General features: G+C 32.7%; 16 protein-coding genes and 4 pseudogenes. 1 reads left to right on the top strand and 19 read right to left on the bottom strand.

Going from position 1 to position 21,956, the window contains the following annotated elements; all coding sequences use genetic code 11:
- Positions 1 to 58: 58 nt before the first annotated feature.
- Positions 59 to 400 (bottom strand): hypothetical protein, encoded by a 342-nt coding sequence (locus IPJ23_00945; GenBank protein MBK7629303.1) that lies wholly within the window; start codon positions 398 to 400, stop codon positions 59 to 61.
- Positions 401 to 3,726: 3,326 nt separating this feature from the next.
- Between IPJ23_00945 and IPJ23_00950 the strand changes: the two are divergent.
- Positions 3,727 to 5,426 (top strand): annotated as a pseudogene (locus IPJ23_00950) (STAS domain-containing protein).
- A gap of 6 nt (positions 5,427 to 5,432) precedes the next feature.
- On the opposite strand, the pseudogene uvrA reads toward IPJ23_00950, so the two are convergent.
- The 18 genes and pseudogenes from uvrA to IPJ23_01040 form a co-directional block, all read right to left on the bottom strand.
- Positions 5,433 to 8,040 (bottom strand): annotated as a pseudogene (uvrA, locus tag IPJ23_00955) (excinuclease ABC subunit UvrA).
- Between the two features lie 86 nt (positions 8,041 to 8,126).
- Positions 8,127 to 8,813 carry a hypothetical protein gene (locus IPJ23_00960; protein ID MBK7629304.1) on the bottom strand — a complete coding sequence of 229 codons (687 nt, stop codon included), beginning with the start codon at positions 8,811 to 8,813 and terminating at the stop codon, positions 8,127 to 8,129.
- 10 nt (positions 8,814 to 8,823) lie between these two features.
- Positions 8,824 to 8,970 (bottom strand): hypothetical protein, encoded by a 147-nt coding sequence (locus tag IPJ23_00965; GenBank protein ID MBK7629305.1) that lies wholly within the window; start codon positions 8,968 to 8,970, stop codon positions 8,824 to 8,826.
- Between the two features lie 109 nt (positions 8,971 to 9,079).
- Positions 9,080 to 9,907 (bottom strand): annotated as a pseudogene (locus tag IPJ23_00970) (ABC transporter ATP-binding protein).
- Positions 9,904 to 10,670: pseudogene (locus IPJ23_00975) on the bottom strand (ABC transporter permease). The pseudogenes IPJ23_00970 and IPJ23_00975 overlap by 4 nt, the downstream one beginning before the upstream one ends.
- A 147-nt stretch (positions 10,671 to 10,817) precedes the next feature.
- On the bottom strand, positions 10,818 to 11,186 hold the full coding sequence (locus IPJ23_00980) for a YraN family protein (GenBank protein MBK7629306.1): 369 nt from the start codon (positions 11,184 to 11,186) through the stop codon (positions 10,818 to 10,820).
- The gene (locus IPJ23_00985; protein MBK7629307.1) at positions 11,186 to 11,821 is read right to left on the bottom strand and encodes a ribonuclease HII; all 636 of its coding nucleotides are present in this window, start codon (positions 11,819 to 11,821) and stop codon (positions 11,186 to 11,188) included. Before IPJ23_00985 ends, IPJ23_00980 begins: the two co-directional genes overlap by 1 nt.
- Positions 11,818 to 12,663: a geranylgeranylglycerol-phosphate geranylgeranyltransferase gene (locus tag IPJ23_00990; GenBank protein ID MBK7629308.1), complete on the bottom strand. Its 846-nt coding sequence runs from the start codon at positions 12,661 to 12,663 to the stop codon at positions 11,818 to 11,820. Before IPJ23_00990 ends, IPJ23_00985 begins: the two co-directional genes overlap by 4 nt.
- 65 nt (positions 12,664 to 12,728) lie before the next feature.
- Positions 12,729 to 13,172, bottom strand: a complete 444-nt coding sequence (locus IPJ23_00995) for a (4Fe-4S)-binding protein (protein MBK7629309.1) — start codon at positions 13,170 to 13,172, stop codon at positions 12,729 to 12,731.
- A 39-nt stretch (positions 13,173 to 13,211) separates the two neighbouring features.
- A complete protein-coding gene (locus tag IPJ23_01000) occupies positions 13,212 to 14,168 on the bottom strand; it encodes a BamA/TamA family outer membrane protein (protein MBK7629310.1) in 957 nt (318 codons plus the stop codon).
- Positions 14,162 to 14,707, bottom strand: a complete 546-nt coding sequence (locus IPJ23_01005; GenBank protein ID MBK7629311.1) for a hypothetical protein — start codon at positions 14,705 to 14,707, stop codon at positions 14,162 to 14,164. Before IPJ23_01005 ends, IPJ23_01000 begins: the two co-directional genes overlap by 7 nt.
- Before the next feature lie 246 nt (positions 14,708 to 14,953).
- On the bottom strand, positions 14,954 to 15,925 hold the full coding sequence (locus IPJ23_01010) for a 1-phosphofructokinase (GenBank protein ID MBK7629312.1): 972 nt from the start codon (positions 15,923 to 15,925) through the stop codon (positions 14,954 to 14,956).
- A 26-nt stretch (positions 15,926 to 15,951) separates the two neighbouring features.
- Positions 15,952 to 17,238, bottom strand: a complete 1,287-nt coding sequence (locus IPJ23_01015; protein MBK7629313.1) for a GWxTD domain-containing protein — start codon at positions 17,236 to 17,238, stop codon at positions 15,952 to 15,954.
- Entirely contained in the window at positions 17,238 to 18,542 is a 1,305-nt protein-coding gene (rimO, locus tag IPJ23_01020; GenBank protein MBK7629314.1) for a 30S ribosomal protein S12 methylthiotransferase RimO, read from the bottom strand. Before rimO ends, IPJ23_01015 begins: the two co-directional genes overlap by 1 nt.
- Positions 18,543 to 18,561: 19 nt before the next feature.
- Positions 18,562 to 19,383, bottom strand: coding sequence for a phosphatidate cytidylyltransferase (locus IPJ23_01025; GenBank protein ID MBK7629315.1), 822 nt, complete (start codon positions 19,381 to 19,383; stop codon positions 18,562 to 18,564).
- Positions 19,383 to 19,706, bottom strand: a complete 324-nt coding sequence (locus IPJ23_01030) for a DUF2007 domain-containing protein (protein ID MBK7629316.1) — start codon at positions 19,704 to 19,706, stop codon at positions 19,383 to 19,385. Before IPJ23_01030 ends, IPJ23_01025 begins: the two co-directional genes overlap by 1 nt.
- Positions 19,707 to 19,894: 188 nt before the next feature.
- A complete protein-coding gene (locus IPJ23_01035; GenBank protein ID MBK7629317.1) occupies positions 19,895 to 20,704 on the bottom strand; it encodes a CPBP family intramembrane metalloprotease in 810 nt (269 codons plus the stop codon).
- Between the two features lie 165 nt (positions 20,705 to 20,869).
- The gene (locus IPJ23_01040) at positions 20,870 to 21,856 is read right to left on the bottom strand and encodes an aldo/keto reductase (GenBank protein MBK7629318.1); all 987 of its coding nucleotides are present in this window, start codon (positions 21,854 to 21,856) and stop codon (positions 20,870 to 20,872) included.
- Between the last annotated feature and the right edge of the window lie 100 nt (positions 21,857 to 21,956).

Here is a 21,956-nt window from a genome sequence, read left to right on the forward strand (position 1 = left end):
ATTAAGCGCAAAACAGATATATACTCGTCCGATATAAAAATGGATTGACGGCAGTAAACTACTGATTGCCAGAAGTTTCCGGTCCAAGTTTGGGTGTGGGATTTGAAGTTGCTTGCGTTGCTTGTAAAAAATTCCAGTGCTCGCAGTTTATCAGAACAAGCTCCTCAAATTTCTTCAATAGTTGCTGGTTGTAGTGATCGAAACTGCAAGTAAAAAAATATTCAAACATTGATGATCTGACTAGCATCGTTAAAAATTTCATTATTGCACTAATAGCGGCAATTGGAACGAAAAAAGCTTTATCGAAAAATTGGGTGAAGCTAACGTTCTTTCCTCTAGGATTGAGAATTTCCTCCATTTTATAATTAGACTCCAGCTCCGAAATTATTTCCATTCCCATTAAAACGCTGGTTATTAGGCAGGAGTTTTTTAGTGCTACGAAATAATAACAACTGATGGTGAATCTGTTTATGTCAAGCTACCAATGATGAAGCTAAATTTATTGTTTACAGTTCTAAAGAAAAGAACGGTAAAGCATACATTCCGAAAGATAAATCTGTAATCAAATCGTTTTAGATTCTTACAATAATTATTTAGATGATCTTCTTAATCGAATAAAAAGATTATAAAAGACATTTTCTAATGGAAAAAATATACCTTTGTTTCAAATGAGATCTTTCAAAAGTTAAATCTTATCGAGTATTGTTTGGCAACGAAGTATCGCAAAAATATGCGACTACTTTTCATCACTTTACGGAAAAGAAGCTGCGGATAAGTATTTAAATTTATCGAACTGGATAGCGCTCAGTACATACGAGTAAATACATCGAAATTTCAAAGATGGTTTGTCAAATACTTTTGAAAAATATCAAATAAAATCTTTACCGATTAATCATTTTGAAAAGTATTAAAAATAATTGAAGGAAATGAAAGGATAGGTAAAACATTTGAGCACGTAATGAGGGTTTTACTACATTGATCTCTCCACAATGATGCGCCAACCAATCTTAAATCAACAAGTGATGATGTTGTACTGGATCTGCGGTGCCCCTGGATCTAAATCCACGCAGATTGCAGAGATGATGAACAATCGTGGTGCGCTTTTTAATTAATGAATTGGATAATGAAAGAATCAAGTCTTTAGTATTTAATCTTGAACGAATGAATATCATCAATTCTTCATAAATTCATTCAAAAGGTGAAGTACTCAGTAAAGTTTATGATGATCACTTTACAAAAGTACTTGTGGATGCACCATCATAGCGGACTTGGAATCATTCAGAAAAAGGTGAATAAGTAATTGGTGGCCGTTGGATCATGTTGACGGGATGTAGAACATCTGCAAACGCGATTACTTATTGGGCAATAAAAATGGCAGAGTAGGAGCGGAAATTGTTTACTCAACCTACCTTATCTGTTGAAGAAAATGTTAGTAATTGATAAGATTTTAGAAAAGTATCCTGTGGAATTGTTAGAAATAAATTTACCTATCCCTTCCCGACAAGCGTTTACAGAGTATGGAGAAAAACAACTAAATCCTGAATTGAAAAAAGCTATACGCGTTCTGCCTCGGAAATTGATTCTGATGGTTTCTTTTTGGTAAGATGAGAAAGGTCGATGTTACTGAATCACCCGAAAAGAAAATCTTAGAGAGACGAAAACAGGATTGGTAAAAGTAATCATAAAGAATTTAAGAATACATAAATTATGTTTCAGAGCATTTTTGGTGTTGATAGAGGAAAGTGTTAGATAATTACAAATGCATTTTCAGAGGCAAAGATATTTTCTTTTGTTAGTGATTGGGATGAAGAAAATATAGGATTATTTAATAGGTTAGTTGAAACTGGGAAAGCTCGATAAAAGGAACAGGATAACATTTAATTCTCAGGCAACTGGGTTTTGAACAAAGAAATCACATTTAGTTACCATTTAAAAATGATGATGAGTTATTAAACTATTTAACTGGTTGGAAAATTTAAGGATGTTGAAATTCCTCTTGGTCAATATGTGGTTAAGTACAATAACTGGATGCTGGGGCGGCAGTAATGACTATTGAGCTTAAAAAGCAGATTCCCCCGAACAAAACGCACACAAAAGTTTGAATTCACAAAGTTGTTTTAATAGAATCATTTTTTTTTGTTTCTAAATAATCTCCTGCCTTTAATTGATACGAAATAAAAACCTGAACTTAGTTGGTAATTGTAAATTGAAAATTGTGCATTGTAAGCTCCTGCTGGTTTAAATTCATCAACTAGGTTACGTATCATTACCCAATACATCAAATACTTTTAGAGGAAACAAATTGTGCCTAATTGTGTGTTTAATACTTATGTTTGGATTGAAAGGGTTAGGATAGTTTTGAAATAATTTGAAATTCTGAAACGCTATTAGCTTCCAGTTTCAGTTCCTGTTGGTGCAAACGGGCTTAAGTTTTATTTCCATTATTTGGAATTACTTTGGAAAAGAACGACGGTTCCGGAATCTGTTACAATTATGTGTTAATTTGTCCACAAGTTCCGTTTTGTTTACAAATCGAACAAGTTCCAATTGTCCGGATTTATGTATGCACTTAAGGATAGTTATAAATTAGGTTATCTAAATTATTTTCCACATTAATTTCTATTAAGCCACTCGACGAAGAAATGATTTGATAATTGGAATTATCTCTTTCTTTAGTATATCAGGGTAATGTTTTCCAACTGTTTCTACCCACACTTCTTTATTTGATGATCTTGCCCATAGAAAATCACACAATGAGGTTAACCATTGAAATTGTAACCGGTTGATATATTCCCGCATTTATTGTAAGTCTTGAAGTTGAGTAAACGGAACAACATCGTGAATGATGATCATTCCCCATTTATGGTTCATAATTGAGTTTTGAGTCCAATCTAAAAAAAAAAAAAAAAAAAAAAAGTATAAAGTTCTCAAGATCATCATCAACAGAAGTCCTAAGTAAACTAAATTCAACAACTTTCGCATTCAATCCAAACCACTGATCTTTAGTGGATGATGAATCGTTTGGAACTTGTCCAAAGTGTACTCTGCCATTTTCATAAAACAAACTTGCGGCAGAATCAACAAGAGAATTATGAAGTGTATAAAGGGTAGTTTAATGAAATACACTTGGAATTAGGAATCCTTTGATCTATGGAATCTTTTGACTTATTAAGTTCATACAATAATGTACCTTCGGTTAAGATATCTCCCAAAGGTGGAATAGTTAAAATATCGTGGTTCAATGTGTGTGTGAACCAATTTCACAACCTTCACTTGCCATTGCTTGAAAACTAAGTGAGTTCCATATCTCCAAATTCCTGGTAATGATTCAGTTAAATATGGAGGAAGTACATAAAAGTTCCTTTAAATCCATATTGATTTAATATTAGGTCGGACATTTTCAATTTGAGTTAGAAGACCATCATCAAAGTTAAACTGAATGCACTTTCCCTGTCATCTGCATAATTTGTGAAACCGTAGGCTTCCATAATTTTGTGAATATGAAATCTGGGCAATAACGATAAATATAAAAGTAATTTTCTGATCATCATTAATTTATTTTGTCTTAAAGATATTCATTTTGAAGTAAATAGCTTGTTCAAAAATGATGCCTCCAATCACAAGATATAAAACAATTTTTAGCACTATAATCATTGCAGGTAATAACGTGATTGATTTTGATAATTATTATCTTGCGCCGTCTTTTGATAAACTAAACAGTATTTAATGTTAAAACCTAAATTATTCACCACCTTAAAAGATTACATCAAAACAATTTTTTGCCGACTTATCGCAGGAAACAATTGTAGGAATTGTTGCACTTCCTCTCGCAATTGCTTTGGTATTGCTTCTGGAGTAACACCTGAAAAAGGTTAATCACTGCAATAATAGCCGGATTTATTATTTCATTTTCTTGGCGGCAGTCGTGTACAAATTGGAGGACCAACAGGCGCATTTATCGTTATTGTTTGTGGAATTGTTCAGCAATATGGAATGAATGGACTTATCATTGCAACAATTATGGCGGGAGTAATTCTTGTAATTATGGGTCTGCAAAGATTTGGATCCGTAATTAAATTTATTCCACATCCTGTTGTCGTTGGATTTACAAGCGGTATTGCTCTGCTAATTTTTACTCAGATTAAAGATTTTTTTGGATTAGCAATGGATAAAGTTCCTTCGGAATTTTTGATAAATGGATTGAATACTCGTTTAACTTTTCAACAATAAATTATTACGCATTTGGAACGGCGCGCTTACACTATTTATTATTTTAATTTTTCCCAAAATCACTCATAAAATTCCAGGATCTATAGTTGCACTTTTGGTTACAACAGCACTTGTTCAAATTTTTCATTTTCCAGTTGAAACTATTGGATCAAAGTTTGGTGACCTTCCATCTGCAATTCCTTCACCTGTTCTTCCACATATAGATTTTGCAACGATTAAAATTTAATTGGACCAGCAACTACAATTGCGATACTTGCAGCTATTGGAGTCTTTACTTTCGGCGGTTGTTGCAGATGGAATGATTGGCGGAAGACATCGTTCTAATATGGAATTTGGTTGCTCAAAGGTATTGCGAATATTGTAACTCCATTGTTGGTGGAATTCCTGCAACAGGCGCAATTGCGCGCACAGCTACAAATATTAAAAATGGCGGAAGAACACCAATTGCTGGAATTGTACATGCAATTGTTCTTTTACTAATAACACTTTTTTTGCTCAGTATGCCAAACTAATTCCGATGGGAACACTTGCAGCTATACTTATAATCGTTGCATACAATATGAGTGAGTGGCGATCTTTTGTTGAGATATTTAAAAGTCCCAAGAGTGATATTGCGGTTTTACTAACAACTTTTGGATTAACCGTTGTATTTGATTTAACTATAGCAATACAAGTTGGAATGGTGTTAGCAGTATTTCTATTTATGCGTTCTATGGCAATGGTTACGAATGTTGGGATCATTACGCGTGAGTTAACGGACGATAATGAAGAATCAATAGATTTGAATGCAATAAAATTCAAAAAAGTTCCGGATGAAGTTGAAGTCTTTGAAATAAATGGGCCGTTTTTCTTTGGAGCGGTTTCAAAAATTTAGAGATGCAATGCGATTTATTGAAAGTCCACCAAAAGTATTGATTATAAGAATGAGAAATGTTCCTGCAATAGATGGAACCGGAATTCATATCTTGAAGAAGTTTATCATGAATCACTAAAAAGGCACACAATTAGTTTTATCAGCGTTCACACACAACCACTAATAACATTGGATCAAACTGGATTTTTGAAAGTTATCAGGGGAACAAAATATTTTAGGCAACATTGATGATTCATTAGATCGCCAAAAGAGAAATTTTAGGATTAGAAAGTTAGGAAGACCTTCTGATTTGAAACCTACTGTAAAGCGAGATAAAAAATAATTGATTTCAGTTTAGATAATCTTTTAAATATTTACCTGTCCAAGAATTCTGATTTTCTACAATCTCTTCAGGAGTTCCGGTTGCCACAACTTCCCCGCCTTTATCTCCGGCTTCAGGACCAAGATCGATAATATAATCAGCACATTTTATAACATCTAAATTGTGTTCGATTATCACAACGGAATTATTTCTTTCTAGCAGAAGTTGAAAACATTTCGGCAGTTTTGAAATATCTGAAAATGCAATCCTGTAGTCGGTTCATCAAAAATAAAAGTAAATGTCTTCTGTCTCTTTGAAGTAAGATATGAAGCAAGTTTTATTCGCTAAGCTTCTCCACCTGATAAAGTATTGGATGGCTGACCAAGTTTAATATAGCCCAATCCTAGCATCAGCAAGAACCTGTAATAATCTAGAAATTCTATCATTGCCCTCAAAAACAACAATGATTCATCGACCGTCATATCAAGAACATCAACAAGGTTTTTCTTGAGTTATCTCACGAATTTCTTTTTGTATCGAGTGCCGTTACAGTCATCGCATTCAAGATAAGATCAGCAAGAAACTGCTTTCAACTTTGATATAACCATCGCCCTGGCAGGTTTCGCATCTTCCGCCCGGAACATTAAATGAGAAGAAACCAGGTTGATCCCGAGCTTGCTTGATGAGTTGATGCAAATAAATCTCGAATCAACTCAAAAGCTTATGTAACTAATTGGATTTGATTCTGGGAGACTTACCAATTGGAGATTGATCAACGATCACAACATCATCAATATACTGCCACCTTTTATATCATCGTACTTACCAATGAACGATGGTGCATTTCCAAGATACTTTGCAAGTCCTGCATAAAATATATCGTGTATAAGTGTGCTTTTGCGGAACCGCTAACGCCCGTTACAACTCAAATTTATTTAAAATTTCTAGAGTTAGATTTTTGGTTGTTTTCTTTGCTCCTATAATTTTAACAGATTTACCTTTTCTTTCATTGCGTTTTTCAGGTATCCGGTATCGATAACTCACCAGAAAGATACTTGCCTGTTAAAGAAACTTTATTTTTTAATATCTCGTCATAATCCCCAATTGCAACAATTTCTCCGCCTTCAATTCCTGCTTTTGGTCCCATATCAAAAATAAGATCAGCTTCGCGCATCATATCTGCATCGTGCTCGACGACTAAAACCGAGTTACCAATATCCCTAAGATTTTTTAAAATATTTATAAGTTTCGCATTATCACGGGGATGCAAGCCAATGCTTGGTTCATCTAAAACGTAAAGTGTACCAACTAATGCAGAACCGAGGGAAGTTGCAAGATTTATTCTTTGTGTTTCTCCGCCAGAAAGAGGTGTTTGCTGTAGCGATCCAATGTTAAATAACCAATTCCAACATTGTTTAGAAAAGTTAAGCGCTTTATAATCTCTTTAAGGATTCTTTCTTGCAACAGTGTAATCATATTCAGATAATTTTAATACTTCAAAAAACTGTAAAGAGTGCTCTATTGGCATTTGTACAATTTCGTGAATAGATTTGTTATCAATTTTTACTTGGAAGCGCTTCCCTTCTTAATCTTGATCCTTTGCATGCCGGACATGTTGTGTAACCACGATATCGGCTAAGCATTACGCGAGCTTGAATCTTATAAGTCTTTCTTTCAGTTCAGAAAAAAAGTGATCAAGTCCTTTGTACTTTCCAAAACCTTTTTTTACAAGGGAAATTTGCTCTTCTGTAAGCTGTTTGTATGGAACGTGTATCGGAAATTTATAATCTCGTGCATTCTGGATAAGATCACGAAGATATGAACTATATTTTGCACCATGATATGGTGCGATTGCTCCATCAGCGATTGTAAGATTTGGATTTGGGATAACTAGATTCATATCCACGCCAATTATTTTACTAAATCCTTGGCAAACCGGGCAAGCACCGAAAGGATTATTGAAAAGAATCTTGGTTCTGGTTCTTCGTAACGAACACCGCAGCATTCGTAAAATTTGTTAAACTCATCTTGTTCATTGGTATCAGCATTGATTAGAACAATTCTGTTTTCACCTTCTTTTAAATGTCACCTCAATAGAATCAGAAAGTTTTTCTCGTACCTCACCTTTGGTCACTTTAAATCTATCGACAACTACTCGAACTGCTTTTTGCTTTTAGGTAATTTTACATCAGTCTCGTTCAGATCGTAAAATTTCTTATTAAAATAGATTCTAAAAAATCCACGTTTTTTTAACAACTCAATTTCTTCTTTTACAGTATGCCCTTCGTGATCGTGAAGCGGAAATGTGAGATAGAACCTTGTTGCATCTTTTGCTCTTCAAGCCAATCTGCAACGGTTCCTGTGGTAGCTTAGTAACAACCTTACTGCATTGAAAACAAATCGTTTTTCCGATTCGAGCAAACAATAATCGCAAGTAATCATAAACTTCGGTTGTTGTCCCTACTGTTGAACAGGAGTTACGAGAGCCCGTTTTTTTGTTCGATTGCAACGGCAGGAGAAATCCTTGAATTAAATCCACATCAGGCTTATTCATTCGCTCAAGAAATTGCCGTGCATAAGAAGAAAGACTTTCAACGCGTGCACCTTTTACGATTATTTTTTTTTCTTTAGCCATTTTTTGAATTGAAATTTCAGGAAAGTAATTTTAACAATTGTTCAAATTGTGGACGTAAGTTAGACGTCCACGATATAAGCGTAAATTTATTTTTTCTCAATTGATTTTAATTCTAAAATCTTTTCATCCAACAATTTAATTTTATCATTCAACTCAATAATTTTTGAGTCTATTTGATTTTCAAACTCATCTTTATCCCAATAACCTCGTTCTTCAAAATAACTTTTAAATAACCAGTTATGCTTTAAGGCTTCCATATTTTCTGATAGTCGTGATGCCGAAGTTTTTGCATCTTCAGTTACAACAACTAAATTATCCAAAATTTGATTTAAGGATTTTCCTTCTTTTCCTTTATCCGAAACCAAAGAACCGAGCAACCCCTTACCTTCAGAAACACCTTCTAACACTGTATCAATCTTTGTAACAATTAAATTTATATTTCCAACGACATCCCTTACCCCATTACCAAGATTATCAAATAATGCGATAACATCTTTCATATCATCCGAAATCGAGTTTAAGTTTTTATCAGCTGTATTTGTAAGGTTAGTTGCTGCCGTATAAAGTTTATCATCATTCAATATTTTACCGATAGTACCCTCACCTTTATTTACTTTGTAAACAATTTCCGCCATATTTTTAGTCATATCTTTTGTGTAAGCCATTATCCCTTGTGTTTCTTCTATAATATCTGCAAAACTTAATGGTTCTTTAGAAAGTATTCTGCCTCCATCTAAAATTACTTCTGCATTCGGTGAACCCATTGTTAACATAACAACTTTATTACCTACTAAACCTTCGGTTTCTATACTCGCTCTCGAATCTTTTTTTTATAAAACTTTTTATTTCCTCTTTTACCCGCATCGTAACCTCAACGCTTACACTCGTATCACTAACAATTTGGATGCTTTTAACGGCGCCGACATCAATTCCTCCAAATCTTACTGAAGCCCCATTTCTTAATCCTCTGTATTTTTAAAATTTGCTTTGATAGTATATGTTGAGGCAAATAATTGATCCTTATTTCCGAGAAGGAAAATTATAACAACCAATATTGTACTTCCCAAAAAATAAAAATTCCAAGTTTAGCATTTGCAAGTGTATTATTCATTAGTGCTCCTGTTCTGCTCTTCAATAATTTCATATTAAAGAAATTTCTTAAAAATGGATCTCGTGAAGAAGTTAGTTCTGGTATTGTACCCTCGTATTGTACAATACCTTCATTTAATACTATTGCTCTGTCCGCAATTATTTCTGCGCAAAGTAAATCGTGTGTAACAACTATAGATGTCATCTTCAAAGATTTTTGCAATTCTAATATTAAAGAACTTATTTCTTTTGATGTTATCGGATCTAGTCCCGTAGTCGGCTCATCATATAACATAAGTTTTGGCTCTGCAATAATTGAACGTGCAAGCCCGATTCGTTTTTTTCATTCCGCCGGAAAGTTCTGATGGCATTTTATCAATAGCTTCTTCCAAAGAAACATTTTCTAAAACTGTTTTGATTTTTCTTCACGTTCTTTTGGCGTGAAATTAAAATTTCTGATCAATGGAAATTCTAAGTTTTCCCGCACGCTCATCGAATCGTACAACGCGGCTCCTTGAAATAAAAATCCAATATTTTTACGAACCTTATTTAATTCTTTCTGATTTAAATTAAGAACATTAGTTCCTTTGATATAAATTTCACCCGAATCAGGTTCTAATAATCCTACTATACATTTTAACAAAACACTTTTACCTGTACCACTCTGTCCAAAGACAACAAAATTTTCGTTTTCTTCAACTTTAAGTGAAACATTTTTAAGTACAACGTGATCACCAAAAGCTTTTGAAACATTTAATATTTCAACAACATCTGTCATATAGTTGGCCACAACCAAAGAGTTATTTTTACAAGTACCATATCAAAAATTAAAATCATAAGTGAAGAAACAACAACGGCCGTAGTTGCAGCTTTACCAACACCTTCAGTTCCGTTTGTTGCTGTGTAACCTTTGTAAGTTCCAACGATTCCCACAATAAAACCAAATACAAAAGTTTTTAGAATTCCTGGAATTGCATCTCCAAATTCTACAGATGCAACAACTGAATCAACGAAATAGGCATAGTTCATATTTTGGACAAGCACCACGGCTATATATGATCCAACAAAAGCTACAAAAATAACATACACAGTTAATATTGGAAGAATAAAAGTACAAGCAAATATTCTTGTGATAACTAGATATTTAAAGGATTAACACCCGATACTTCCATAGCATCAATTTGTTCGGTCACTCGCATTGATCCAAGTTCTGCACCAATACCAGAGCTAACTCTTCCGGCAAAAATTAAAGCTGTAATTACAGGTCCCAATTCTCTAACAATCGATATTCCCACGGAGCCGGGTAAAAAAGCTTCAGCACCAAACCGCACCATAACAGGATGCATTTGCATGGTAATAACAAGCCCGATAATAAATCCGGTTACACTAACAATAGGAAGAGTTTTAATTCCAAGCTCATCCATGTGTTTTCGGATTTGGTCAATTTCGTAAGGTGGAATAAAAATTTGTTTAAAGAATTGAATTTGAAACTGCCAGAGTCCTGCCAGCATTATGAAAAATTCTGTTAAACGCAATTCCATTTTGCCCGGTTTAACATTTAAGTTTTTAGAATTTTTCATTTTGGGAATATATTTTGAATTATTTTTTTAATCGTAGATTCAAACTAAGAAATTTTTCGCAAAGTTTTTGAGTGTATTTAATTGTTGTGAATTAAATCAAGATTTTTTTCACATAAAAGCATTTTCATAGTGATTAATAACTGGGTTTGAACCATCACCAAGCAAAATTGCAACAACATCAAACCTGCAGTCGGCCTCATCAATTTCTTTATCAAAAAGATAAAGCTCCGCCATTTTTTTTATTTGTTTGATTTTTTTTGGATTGATAGCATACTCAGGCTCACCATACTCAAGATTAATTCTGGATTTAACCTCTACAAAAACTAATTGATTTTTGTCATTGGCAATTACATCAATTTCACCTTTTGTGCTGTAGTGATAATTTCGTTCAATAATTATAAAACCTTTTTCCGTAAGATATTTTACCGCTATATCCTCTCCTTCTTTTCCGAGATCTCTTTTGTTTTTTTCACTCATTAGTTATCACTTTCGATAAAAGATAACTCAGTTTGATTTGCGTGTTCAAATATCTTTTTAAGAAAAGTCTTTCTGTGCAACGGACAGGCGCCATATTTCAAAACGGTTTTAATATGTTCAGTAGTTGGATAACCTTTATTTGTTTCCCAGCCATAAAGCGGAAACTTTTTTGAATATTTCATCATTATTCTATCACGTATGACTTTTGCGATGATTGAAGCTGATGCTATCGATAAAGATTTAGAATCACCTTTAACTATTGGGATTACATCAGCATAATAACTGAATGATTTATTTCCATCAACAAGAATAACGTGTGGTTGAATCTTTAATTTTTTTACAGATGTTTTCATTGCAAGCAGAGATGCTTGGAGTATATTTATTTTATCAATTTTCTTATGCGATATTTCAGTATATGCATAAGCAAGTGCGTTTTTTCGTATCACATCAAAAAGTTCATCTCTAAGATTTGCAGATAGTTTTTTTGAATCATTAATTCGGTAATCATAAAAATCATTTGGAAGAATTACAGCTGCTGCAACTACCGGTCCGGCTAATGGACCTCGTCCTGCTTCATCCGTTCCGGCGAGATATTTAATATCACCAACTAAATATTTTTTATCAAAATTTTTCACCTGCCAAACCAAATTGCAATTAAGCCGATCAACATATTTAATTTTAAGATGCTGCTTATGATGGAATATTTATTTCCTTTTTTCTTATCAAATAAAAATTTTATACACAATACAAGCAGTGGATTTACAAATATCATTACAATTAAAAAGTATTCTATTTTATATAAATGAGTTAAAAAGGGATAAAATGTGGCTCCAAGTAATAAAACTATTATTAGAGAAATAATTCTATTTGATTTATCAATTCCAAATATGATTGGGAAAGTTCTATATTTTAATTTTGAATCGCCTTCAATATCCTGAATATCTTTTACTATTTCTCTTATTAGGTTAATCAAAAAAGCAAATACGGCTGGAACGATTGCGGCAATTGGATTATCAGCAGCGTATCCACCGTAAATAAAGGCTAAACCTGTAATCAATGCTATCGTTACATTTCCGATCAATGGCATTCGTTTCAAATAAGCTGAATATATAAAGAGTAATAATGTAACAACAAAAACAATAGTTAAAAGAACTGAGGATAAACTTGCTGCAATAAAAACTGAAGCACAATTAATAAATAAATAATAATACCATGCTTGTTTTTTAGAAATTGAGCTCACTACCAAAACTCTTCGTGGATGTGATATTTTATCTGACTCAATATCGTAAATATCATTAATTATATTTCCTGATCCAGCCGTTAAAGCCGCAGCTAATGAGGCTAAAACCATAAACGATAAATCTAAATTTTCTTTTTGAGATATATAGATTGCAACTACAACTACAAAAAATGTTACTATAACATTTAGCGGGCGTGTAATTTTTATGTATGCAAGGATATGTTTTGAAATGTTCATCTTTAAATAAAAAAATGCTGCCTCAAAATAATCGAAGCAGCACTTAAAGAGAAACTTAATTTTATTTATTTATCAAACTCAACTTTTTTATGAGTTCCATCGCAGTAAGGTTTATTATTTGAGCCACCGCAGCGGCAAAGAAATATTTTACCCTCTTTTAACGTCTCATTTCCTTCTTTATCTACAATAGTGCACGACCCTTCGAACATTATCGGTCCACCTGAAATTATTTTAATGTTAGTTATTACTTCGCTTGAATTTGCAGGTTTTGTTGCTTCCGGTTTATCTGTCATTTCATTATTCCTTATATATGTTAACGCACCTGATGGACACGAATTTACCGTGTTTATTATTTCATCTGTATTTGCCGAATGTATTTTAATCCATGGGCGATCTTTAGGATTAAATACTTTCCCTAAACCCCGAACACAATTACCTGAATGTATGCAAACATTCGGTTTCCAAATAACTGAAATTTCGCCATTCGTGTATTCTTTTTGATTAATCATAAATACTTAACCTTTATTAAATATAATTAGTTCCATTAATTAAAATTCATTTAATATTCCAAAATGGATTTTTCCATCGCTAAAAGTATCACCTTCACCGAGTGCATAACTTACTCTTAAAACACCCAATGCGGTTTCAAGATTTAAACCTAGTCCAAAACCATAAAGAAACTCTTCTGACTTAATGATATTTTTTTCAATATCTTCAGGACGCAAATAGTAACCTGTATCAAAAAATATAAATCCGTAAGAACGTCTAGTTAACAAAGCGCGATATTCTAAGTTAGACCAAAATATTCTCGCTCCTATAAACTGTTCCTCTCTATATCCACGTAAAGAATTTGTGCCGCCAAGTCTAAATAAGTCACTATTTTCAAAAGTTGAACCGCGTAGCTCTTTTACGTTTACCCCAGCAGCAATAATTTGTCTCGCAAATAATTCATAGAAAATGTAAAAGCTAGATGAAAATCTTTGAAGATCGACGGAGGTTTGTAAAGCTGGTGTGATATATTCAACAGGACCATTAATTGTTTTTCTACTAAAGGAATAAGCGTTAACAAATAAAAAGCCTTTTGTAGGTGAATAAGGATCGTCTCGTGTATCAATTCTTATATTAGCACCAGTTGTAATGTATGAAGAGTTATATATAGTAAAAACAGGAATAGTTCTAACTGTTGGCACAACCGTCTCAGCAGCCAGAATCAATGATGCCGAGATATTTTCTGTTGCTAAATATTCAACTGTCCCTTCATATTTTCGCTGCACATAAGTTGTATCCTGAGCCCTTTGATAAAGTCCAAGATTTATATTTACTGGAAAATCTAGTAACCATGGCTCCAGATACTTTAATTCCAATTCTTGGGAATCACGATTATACTTATTCCATCTGATTGCTGCTGACCTGCCAGTTCCAAATAAATTTCTTAATGAGATATTTACAAGTCCTGTAATGTAACCAGAGTTTTCATTTTTGCCTGGTGGAATGTAACCTATAATTCCATCAAAGTTTTTTGGACTTTTTCTTTTACTTCTACAAGTAAAATACCTTCATTTTTAGAATTGATATAAAACTGCGGAACAGCTACAGGATCAAAAAACCTTAATCGATTTAACCTATTTGGAAATTCTTCAATTCTATTTTGTATATATGGCTCACCCGATTCTAATCGAAGCTCTCGGATTATTACATAATCCTTAGTCGATGTATTACCGCGAACATCAACCTTATCTATCTTGTTTACATTACCGCTTATTATATTAAGATAAATATCTGCAAAATTTTCGTCATTCAAAGAATCTTTATAAACATATACCGAACTGATTTTAACTTTAGCAAAAGGATGACCTGAATTTTCAAATTGGGTTAATATTTGTTCAATACTTAATTCAATTGCCTGCTTACTAAATATTTGTCTTTTTAAATAATCAAACTGACTGAGCATACGTATATCCGCAGCGGTATCACTTCCTTCAAAATAAATATTTTTTACAATTACAGGATTGCCTTCATCTATATCCAAGATAATTTCAAACAATACAGAATCATCTGAAACAATCAGTTCGACGTTATTGATGTAAAAAAATAATACCCTTGTAATAAAATGTTTCTTACGATTTTAGATTTTACGGAATCAATTATTCCATTGAAAATAGGTTGTGTTAAGCGAAGTTCTGACCATTTTAGATATTCGGAATCATCAAAATTAATATTGCCTTTCACATCAAATGAAGAGAGCTTTTGGGCCGATATTAATGAAGAAAAGAAAAATAAAATTACTAAACTAAATTTCGCGAGGCGAGTCATCGATTGTCTTTGTTTTTTTTCCAACCGGTAAAATTTCTACTTTATCTTTAAATAAAATTACATCTTCTTTGCTAACGGAAGAAATATCAAAAGTTTTGGCATTCAATCCTGCAGTAGCTGTTGAAAATTTTAAGGATTCCTCAAATAAATCAGAATTAATCCAGCTGTTTACAATTCCAGCAACAAAACTATCGCCGCTTCCGGTTGCATCAACTTCCTGAATTTGCAAAGGCTTAATTTTATAAATGTAATTGAAATTAGAAGCGTAAAAATTATTACTCCCATTTGTTAAATAAACACGCTTAATGTTTTTTTTGTAAAGACTATTTAGAAATTCAATTACTGATTTTTCATCATCAAAATTAACAGACAATGCGTTAACTATTTCAGAATAATTATTGTGAATAATTGTTGGAGAAGCATCAATACAGTCTTGCAAGTGATTGCCGTAAGTATCACAAATTGAAACTTTATCATACCTGTTTGCTAATTCAATTCCAAAAGCGAATATTGAATCAGTTTCAATCGATGGTGAACTACCTGAAAAAATAACAATTTCACTGTTCTGAATCATTTTATCTAATTTTGATTTGAACTCATCAACTTCGGTTTGCGAAATTTTTGGATCCTCTGAAAAGAAAGATGAAACAATTTTATCTTTTTCTGATAACACTACAGCAGCGTGTCTTGTTTCTGATTTTGTAGAAACAAATGTAAAATCAATTCCATCGCTTTTCAATAAATCGCGATAAAGCTTTCCATTTGTTCCACCAGAAAAAAAATAATTATAAGATTTTACTCCAAACTTTTTTAATTGGCGACTAACGTTTAATCCTTTGCCGCCTGCAAATAATTTTGTGAAGGAGTTTCTATTTACGGTTCCAAACTTTACTTGCTCGTAAGTAAATATTCGTTCTAAAAGTGGATTGAGAGTTATTATTAGAATCATGATCAAAAAAACAAATAAGTAAAATATTAATATCTGTAACGGTACAAATCGCCGGTTAATGGTGTCATTAATCTATAATCTCCAAAACCTGTTTGATCAAGAAAAACAAAACTTCTATTAATATCATAGTATTCCCAAACTTCATAAGGTTTAGAATCATATTCAAATGGATGTCTATCAATATTATTTGGTGCTCCAAGTATAGTATAGACCATTCCCCTGTCTGAGCGCCAGCCTTCGGTATAGTTTGAAAAATTTTCATTAGCATATTCGATTCTACGGAAGTACTCGTCAAATATTTCATTTTCATCATTGTTTGGCGAAGGGTCTTTTTTCTTCCAATACTCCAAAAATCTTTTTGTTTTTTCTGATGTGGTTTCGGCATCTTGCATATTATCAAGTTCTTCTGGAGTGGCAATATAAACCGTTTGAGAAATTGCTTTATCTATATCGGTGATAACAACCGGTAAGCCTTTCCAGTGTGAATAAAAAGCTTTATTAACTGTCTGAATCGCTTTTGAGTTTTCATCAAGCATTGAAACACTTAATGAATACACGCCAAGATCAAAAGAGAATTCTGAAAGAGAATAAAATACTTTGTTTATCCCGGGTTTTAAATCCCTATCCTCAACTTCTTTATGGATTAGATTCTTTTCTGAATTAAGAACAGAATATTCAAAAGATTTCTTTGTATCAACAGAATCCTTAACATAAACTTCATAATAAAATTGAACCCTGTTTTTAGAGCTTGGGATATTACGGCTTATATTCGGAATGAGTTCATTTTTACCTGTTGCGTTATCCGATTTTGAAATCATTAATATGTCGCTTAGGGTTATATCACCAACATATTCTTTAACTGTAAAAATATTTTCACCAATAGCTTCTTGCCTAGAATCCTTATCCGAAAGCATTGTTCGTATTGAATAGGTCCCTGGTAAAAGATCGAAAGTTCTTTTGCTTAATTTATAATTTTCTTTAGTTGTAGTCATTCCAAAATCAATAACATTAATTATTTCATTCCAGGTTTTTTCAACAATTAATTTTTTTTTAGAGCTATCAAATACGGAAGCTGTAATTGAATATTTTGCAGTAAATCCTAGGTTTGACTTTAGAAACTGCACATTTTTATATGGTACTTGAATATAAATATCAACGGAAGAAAGCCCAGGTTTATCTGATTGTATGTTGACTAAGTCTTGAAAATAAACAGCATCACTTATCTTTTTCTTAACTTCATTATTTGTGTTTTCCTGAGCCAAAGAATTAAATGTTGCAAATAAACAGATAAGGCTGCACAAAAAAGTTCTCATTATTCTTTCCTTTCTTTTGTCAAAACATTACCAAACAAATCATACTCATCGTAATCAAATATCTCAACATCATAAAAATTGCCGATTTTAACTTTGTTATTTTTTTTATCTATTAAAATCTCCCCATCAACTTCAGGTGCATCACGATATGATCTGCCAATGTAAAAATCCCCTTCAACACTTTCAACTAATACTTTTAGTTTTTTATTTATAAAAGATTCATTTTTTTGCAGTGATATTTCTTTTTGAATTTCCATCAAAACATTTTTTCTTCTTTCCTTTTCTTCTTCAGAAACAGGATCACCAAGAATATAACTTGATGTATTTTCTTCAACGCTAAAGGTAAAAGTTCCAACTCTATCAAACTTTATTTCTTTTATAAAATCACAAAGTTCTTCAAAGTCCGTTTCTTTTTCGTTTGGATATCCAACTATAAATGTAGTTCTAATTGTTATTTCCGGAATTTCTGCACGTAGTTTGTGTAACAATTTTCTTGTACGCTCTGCAGTAACTCCCCTTCGCATTGATTTTAAAACATCATCAGAAATATGCTGCAACGGAATATCAACATACTTGCAAACTTTTGGATTTGATTTTATCTCTTCAATTAGATCATCAGGAAATTTTGATGGATAAGCATACATTAATCTTATCCATTCGATTCCGTTAATCTCACTTAATTTTCGTAATAGCTCAGAAATATTATTCTTACCGTAAATATCTTTTCCATAATCAGTTGTGTCCTGCGCTATCAGTACCAATTCTTTTGCGTTGTTTGTAGCGAGAAATTCTGCTTCTTTAATCAACTCATCCATTGGTTTTGATTTATGCAATCCGCGCATAAGTGGAATTGCACAAAATGAACAAGGATGATCGCAGCCTTCGGAAATTTTTAAATAGGCTGTGTGCGATGGAGTTGTTAATAAACGTTCGCCGATTAGTTCTTTTTTTAGATTACCGCCAAGCTCTTTTATTATGCCTTCGTAATTTTCTGTTCCAAAATAGATATCAACTTCGGGAATATCTTTTATTAAATCTTCTTTATATCTTTCTGATAAACATCCGGCAACAATAACTTTTTTAATCTTACCGCTGTTTTTCATTGCAACGGCTTCAAGAATTGTATTTACAGATTCTTCTTTAGCTGCTTCGATAAATCCACAAGTATTAATAATTACAGTTTCAGCTTTGTTTGGATCGTCAGTTAAATCAATTTTATTAAGCTGAATTTGTTTCATTAGCCTTTCAGAATCAACCGTGTTTTTTGAACAACCAAGAGTAATTACTGAAACTTTGCCACTCATAAAATCATTTCCAAAATCATCATGCTAAATAAGTTAAGTATAAATAAATAATTGGTGATGAAAACAACAGCGAATCAAAACGATCAAAGATTCCACCGTGCCCTGGAATTAAATGTGATGAATCTTTAACTCCTGCATCACGTTTTAACAATGATTCAGCAAGATCACCAATTTGTCCAAACGTTCCGATAATAAATCCAATTACAATTGCATTTTTAAGAGATAGAAAATCTAGTACTAAATTCTTTGCTAATATCATTGCAAGAATTGCAAATACAAATCCAAAAATTGCACCTTCCCAGCTTTTCTTTGGACTTACACGTGGAAACAATTTATGTTTGCCAAGTGCAGTTCCGCCAAAAAAAGCTGCGGAGTCGCAAATCCAAATAGTTACAAAAATTGAGATAATTAAATATCCGCCGTGTTCGTATAATCCATTTATGTTTGGGTAAAATTCTCTTATCCCAATAAGTGTGGTTCCAAATAATCCCAAATAAAAAACACCGAGCAAAGTTGAGCCAATATTCTGTATTGCTGATCCATTGTTTCTAAAAAGTTCAAAAATCAAAAGTACAATAAAAAATGCAATTAAAAAGTTATACTGGCTGAATAAAAATCTATACTGATTTATCACTAAAAATATTATTGCAAGCAAACCAAGATTAACATTTACATTTGCACCTTTTTGCTTTGCCAAAACAGAAAATTCATAAAAAGAAATTCCTGCAATGATTAGCACGAAGCTCAAGAAATAAACTCCGCCAAAATAAGAGAACAATACAAGTGCTGGAATAGCAATCACAGAAACTAAAATCCGAACAGCAGTATTCCCGAGTGCCATTATTGCTCGTCTTCTGTACTAGTGTTTTTTATTTCTTCAATAAACTTTTGTGCAGAGTCTACATCGTCACTTTTTACTAAAAGTTTTATAACGGCTAGATCACCAGTTACAGGAAAATTACTATCCTTTTGTGATAACACATTTGTTTCAATATCCGCACTTTCTAAAGCGTCTTTCATCATTTGTATATCGTACTCCTGATCGGATGTATAAACGACTACCCAATCATGATCTATTAGTTCATCAACTAATGAAGCACCGCAATCAGGACATTTTTTAATCCCCTCAACATATTCGTAAGTACAATTTGGGCAAAATGGCATTTCAATTCTCCTTAATTAATTCTTTAGAAGTATAATATTTGTTTATGAATATAATCAAACCAACAAAAAGAACCGATAATCCCAAAAACATTGTAACATACGATGAAAGTTCATTTGGATTTACCGCCGGATCTGATTTAATTATTTCCTCATCACCTATAATGTGATATAACATTACAGCAGAAAAGTTATTTAGAAAATGTAAAAACATAGGTATTAAAAGTGTTTTGCTTTTGTAGGCTGCAAATCCAAAAAAAAGCACCTAAAATAAAAAGCGGAATAAATCCGTAAGGATTAAAATGATACGCGCTAAAAAATAAAGCTGTAATTATTGCTGCAAGATATTTTTTATACTTTAATTCAAAACTTCGTTGGATAAATCCACGGAATAGAGCTTCTTCTGATAATGCAGGCACAACAGCAACAACTATAACTACAAATATTAACTCAAAAATATTAGTTGCAGTAAGCAAATTGCCATAAGTTTTTTCAACCATCTTATTCATTTCATCAAAAAAGTTTTTTATGGCATTTATGAATGAAATATTTTTTGCCCAGATTTCTATATAATAATTTTGGATGTATAAAAAACTCTGAAGTAGTGGAGTTAAAATTACAATTCCAATCGTAAAAATTCCTAACTCTTTCAAATCAGGTATGCGGATACGAATTATTTTTCCAACATCCGAGTAAATCCATTTTGAAAAAAGCAAAGCAGGTAAAAGTATAAAAAGAATTTGCCCTGCCATTGTCATCAGACGTAAACTGTGCACCGGTATGGATTCGAGATCCATGCCAAATATTAAAAGAGTAAGCAAAGAACCAACAATTTGATAAAGAAAAAATCCACCAGCTAAACCAATAAATGCAGCAGCAACGGGGGAAATTTCATAAGTTAGATCATCATCGGGATCGTAATCCGGATCATTTTCTTTATCAATGTTTAGAAGTTGAGCTTGCTGTTCTTCTTTTTGATATTCGTCTTTAAATTTATCCATTAGAGTAAAATATGAGTTGAATAATTGATGTTAAAATTACTGATATAAGGATTGACACTCAAATTTAAATAACTGATTAAATCACTATAAAAAAGACTCAGTAACCTGAGTCTTTTCCAAATAATTTGTTCCTAATTATAAATTGCCCAAGGTAAGTACTATTAACTACCTATTAACCGCTTTCATAGCTTGTTCAGCATAACGCGTGCCTTTTGTAAAGCCAATAGGTGCAGCATCACTAATTTTCTTTAGTTCATTTTCTGTTAGTTTAATTTCAACAGCGGCAGCATTTTCTTCAAGATACTTTACTCGCTTTGTACCAGGAATCGGAATAGTCTTATCCCATTGATGCAGAAGCCATGCAAGTGTGAGTTGTGCAACAGTACAATTTTTTTCTTTTGCAATTTGCTCAAGCTGCTGAACAAGTTTGTAATTATGTTCTATGTTTTCTTTAACAAACCTCGGATTTACCCTTCGATAATCATCAGCAGGAATTTCCTGATCGGGTTTAAATTGTCCTGTTAAAAATCCTCTTCCCAAAGGTGAGTATGCAACAAAACTGATATCTAATTCTTTACAAACATCCAAAATTTCCTTTTCAGGGTCTCTCGTCCACAAAGAATATTCAGTTTGTAATGCAGTAATTTGATGAACCTTATTTGCTCGTCGTATTGTTGAAGGTGCGGCTTCCGAAAGTCCTAGATATCTTACTTTACCTTCTTTAACAAGATCAGCCATTGCTCCAACAGTATCTTCAATCGGAACTTTTGGATCAACCCTATGTTGATAGTAAAGATCAATTACATCAATATCTAAAAGTTTCAAACTTTTATCACAAGCTTGTTTTACATATTCCGGTTTGCCATTAACACCAAGAAAACTTCCATCAGCACCACGCATATTTCCAAACTTTGTTGCGATAACAAACTGATCGCGTTTACCTTTAATTGCTTTGCCAACAAGAGTTTCATTTTTACCAACACCGTACATATCAGCTGTATCTAAAAAATTTATACCAAGCTCTAATGTGCGATGAATTGTTTTTATCGATTCATCATCATTTGTTTGACCGTAAAACTCAGACATACCCATACAACCAAGCCCGATTGCTGAAACTTCGAGCGCATTTTTGCCAAGAATTCTTTTTTGCATCACTTTTTCCCTTTTTGATTATTGAAATTTTCTTGTTTAAATATAGTCTGATGAAGTTCTAATTGAAGTGATAAAAGACATCTTGGAATTACTTAAAAGA

Source organism: Ignavibacteriales bacterium (genome assembly GCA_016709765.1).
Lineage (GTDB): Bacteria > Bacteroidota > Ignavibacteria > Ignavibacteriales > Ignavibacteriaceae > IGN3.